A 3,569-nucleotide genomic window follows, 5' to 3' on the forward strand; every position below is an offset into this window, starting at 1 on the left:
CTCACGGTCGCGGCTCGATTTTCCCGAAAGGTCAAACGGCCTCCACGCCGACCGGCACGGTGAAGTTCACCATGTAGGCCCGGCGGAGCGGGTCGTGCTCGGCGGGTTGCGTGTTCCCCGCGCTGTCCGTCGCCCGGCTCATCAGCGTGTAGGAGCCGGATTGCGGCGGGGTCCAGTCGAACCGCCAGCGGGTCCAGACGAGCGGCTGCGGGTCGTCGACCAGTTCCGCCTCGGCCCAGGTCTGGCCGCCGTCGCTGGAGAACTCCACCTTCTTGATCGCCCGCTCGCCGGCCCAGGCGGCGCCGCGGCAGACGTAGGCATCGCCGGCCTGCACCCGCTCCCCGCGGGCCGGGCGGGCGAGGGAACTCTTCACCTGCATCCCCCGCAGCGGGACGAGCTGCTCCCCGGCCGGGGTGCGTTTGAAGACGGCGTAGTCGAAGGTGCTGAAGAACCCGTTGTCCGGTTCGTTCGTGACCGTGACGCGGTCGAGCCACTTCACGCTGGCGGCGCCGTACCAGCCGGGCACGATCGCCCGCAGCGGGTAGCCGTGATGGGGGGGCAGCGGCTCCCCGTTCATGTGCGTGGCGAGCAGCACGTCGTCCAGCGCCTTGGCCATCGGCAGGCCGCGGTTGTAGTGCAGCGGGGCCGGGTACTTCGACAGCTTGCCGTGGTCGGCGCCCTGGAGCATGACGTGGGCGCCGCCCGACCCCGGGCGGGCCTCGCCGGCGGGATAGCCGCAGGCTTCGAGCACCTTCCGCAGCGGGGTGCCCTTCCAGACGGCGGTTCCCACGCCGCCGGTCTCCCACAGCAGGCCGCTGGGCTTGGGGACGAGGAAGATGCGGCCGTTGCCGGCGCACTCCATCGTGACGGTCTTCTCCTCCGTGCCGAGGGCTTCCAGTTCGGCGAGGGTGAAGGTGCGGGGGGCGATCCGCACGCCGCCCAGCGAGCCGTCGCCCGACTCGCCGACGGCGCTGCCGACGGTCAGCGTCCAGGTCTGCGGGTCCGCCTCCGGCACGGGGAAGTGGCTGCGGACGTAGAACTGGTTGGTCGGCGTGAGCCGGCCGTCGAGGCTGGGCAGCGGGTATTCGAGGTTCCGCGGCTCCCACTGCCGGACGATCACCCCGGGGTGCGGGCCGGCGCCCGGTCCGCCGGCGGTCGCGGCGTCGACGGCATCGCGGCCGGTGAGGGCGTCCGGCCGCACGGTGCCGTCCTGCCCGACGGCGGCCCGCGCGCCGGCCAAAAGCGGGGCGGTTGCGGCGCCGGCGGCGGCGCCCTTCAGCACGGCCCGGCGGCTCAGCAGCGAGGGGCGGGACGGGGGGGCGGGGAGGTTGGGCATCGCGGCGGCCACGTCGGAGCAGACGGCGGGGGACGAATCGACGGTAGCGAATCCGGACGTGATCCGCCCACCCCGCGGCGACGTTCCCGCCGGGGAGAAGGCACGACGACATCCCCCCTTGGCTATCGGAAAGCCGACCCGATGACGACACTCACCCCGCCCGCCCCGCCGCCGACCCCCGCCGGGTCTTCCGAGGGGGCGCCGGCCGGGACGCCCGCCGGCGTCTCGCCGAAGCTGGGCCGCCCGTCCGTTCGACGCCCGTCCGACCGACTGCTCCGCCGCGCCATGACCGACTCCGCCGACCCCGCCGCCGACCCCCGGCCGGTCAACGCCCCGCCCGGCGTGCCGAACAGCGTCAAGCTGGTGCCCTATCCCAAGGCGATCCTGCTGTATCCGACGCTGATCGCCTCGGTGATCGCGGCGATCTGGCTGACGGTCTCCCCGGCGGAGACGGTCACCACGCACGTCGTCACCGCGGCCTGGCTGGGCGTGTTCACGGCGAACCTGGTGGTGCTCTCCTTCGACTTCCCCCGCACCGCCAGCCTGACGCTGTTCTTCCTGCTGTTCGGCGTCGGAATGGGGCTGATCCTGCTGAACACCGCCCGCCCGGAGTGGTTCCCCGCGGCCTTCGACGTGATCGCCCGGATCAAGCCGTTCGCCAACGCGGCGTTCTTCTGGACCTTCAGCGGCGTCCTCGGAACGCTGTTCCTGTTCATTTTCCTGTCCACCCGGTTCGACTACTGGGAGGTGCGGCCGAACGAACTGCTCCACCACCACGGGGCCCTCTCGAACCTGAAGCGGTACAGCGCCCCGAACTTGAAGATCGAAAAGGAAATTAACGACGTCTTCGAGTGGTTCCTGCTCCGCAGCGGCACGCTGATCCTGCACCCCAAGGACGAACCCCGCGCGGTCGTGCTGGAGAACGTCCCCGGGATCAGCAAGAAGGAGGAGAAAATCACCCGGATGCTCTCGGCCCTACAGGTCAGCGTGCGGGCGGACGATTAGCGGCGACGCGGCGCCCCCGCGGGACGCATGCGTCCCGCGGGGGGCTCGCCTACACTGCGTCGCCCCCGCCGCAAGGACGCCCCGTGACGACGCAGACCGCCCCGATGACGACACCGCCCGAGGGCAGCGCCGAGTCCGGGACCGGCGACGAGAAGGTCTGGACCGTCAAGGCGATCCTCGAGTCCTCGGCCGGCTTCCTGAAGAAGAAGGGCAGCGACTCCCCGCGGCTGGAGGCGGAGATCCTGTTGGCGAAGGTGCTCGGCTGCGAGCGGATTCAGCTCTACGTCAAGTTCGCCCAACCGCTGACGGACGACGAACGGGCCGCGATGCGGGACCTCGTCAAACGCCGGGCGAACGCGGAGCCGGTCGCCTACCTCGTCGGCTATCGCGAGTTCTTCAGCAAGCGGTTCGCGGTGAACCGGCACGTGCTGATCCCCCGTCCGGCGACCGAAACGCTGGTGATGGAGGCGTTGGACGCTGCCAAGCCGCTGGACGCCCCCCGCGTGCTGGACCTGTGCACCGGCAGCGGCTGCGTGGCGGTCAGCGTCGCCGCGGGGCACCGCGGGGCCGAGGTGCTGGCGACGGACCTGTCCGACGACGCCCTCGCCGTCGCCAAGGAGAACGTGCAGACGCACGGCCTGGAAGACCGCGTGACCCTCGCCGGCGGCGACCTGTTCGCCGCGGTCCCGTCCGGCCATGAACCCTTCGATCTGATTCTCTCCAACCCGCCCTACGTCCGCGACGACGAGTGGGACGGTCTGGACGCCGACGTGCGGGAGCACGAGCCGAAGCTCGCCCTCCTCAGCGGCGCCGACGGCTTGGACCACGTCCGCCGTATCGTCGCCGAGGCCCCCGCCCACCTGGCCGAGGGCGGTTCGCTGATGCTGGAGGTCTCCGCCGACCAGACGGGGGCCGTCGCCGGCCTGATGAAGGATGCGGGCTTCGGCGGGGTGCGGGTCGTGAAGGACAGCGACGGGCTGCCGCGGGTGGTGTGCGGCGTGCGGGGGTGAAATCTCTTGCTCCCCTCTCCCTTGAGGGAGAGGGGCCGGGGGTGAGGGTGACGCACGGTTCACCCGTCTCCGTACGACCCGGGTGAGCCCGAAGCGCAAGCGAAGCCGAGTGAGTCGGCCATGCGTGCACGCCTCGGCTTGCGCCTCGAGCTGCCAATTCGGAGAGCCGGACCGTGAACAGCGTCCGGGCGTCGCTGCCCCCTCACCCCCGACCCCTC

3 protein-coding genes are annotated in these 3,569 nt (G+C 71.6%); 2 read left to right on the forward strand and 1 reads right to left on the reverse strand.

Annotated elements, in window-relative coordinates; translation table 11 throughout:
• Positions 1-31 precede the first annotated feature (31 nt).
• Positions 32-1,336: a sulfite oxidase gene (locus tag ACG2DA_RS22080; RefSeq protein WP_395258764.1), complete on the reverse strand. Its 1,305-nt coding sequence runs from the start codon at positions 1,334-1,336 to the stop codon at positions 32-34.
• Between the two features lie 141 nt (positions 1,337-1,477).
• Between ACG2DA_RS22080 and ACG2DA_RS22085 the strand changes: the two genes are divergently transcribed.
• Both ACG2DA_RS22085 and prmC read left to right on the forward strand, forming a co-directional pair.
• Complete coding sequence (locus ACG2DA_RS22085; RefSeq protein WP_395258766.1) at positions 1,478-2,341, forward strand: hypothetical protein; 864 nt, start codon at positions 1,478-1,480, stop codon at positions 2,339-2,341.
• Between the two features lie 104 nt (positions 2,342-2,445).
• Complete coding sequence (gene prmC, locus ACG2DA_RS22090; protein WP_395258768.1) at positions 2,446-3,351, forward strand: peptide chain release factor N(5)-glutamine methyltransferase; 906 nt, start codon at positions 2,446-2,448, stop codon at positions 3,349-3,351.
• The last annotated feature ends 218 nt before the right edge of the window (positions 3,352-3,569 follow it).

Origin of the sequence: Alienimonas sp. DA493, assembly GCF_043951915.1 — a bacterium.
Lineage (GTDB): Bacteria > Planctomycetota > Planctomycetia > Planctomycetales > Planctomycetaceae > Alienimonas.

Excerpts from the sequence above, each read along its gene's own strand:
- prmC (WP_395258768.1), top strand. The coding sequence starts at position 2,446 with ATGACGACACCGCCCGAGGGCAGCGCCGAGTCCGGGACCGGCGACGAG.
- ACG2DA_RS22080 (WP_395258764.1), bottom strand. The coding sequence starts at position 1,336 with ATGCCCAACCTCCCCGCCCCCCCGTCCCGCCCCTCGCTGCTGAGCCGC.
- ACG2DA_RS22085 (WP_395258766.1), top strand. The coding sequence starts at position 1,478 with ATGACGACACTCACCCCGCCCGCCCCGCCGCCGACCCCCGCCGGGTCT.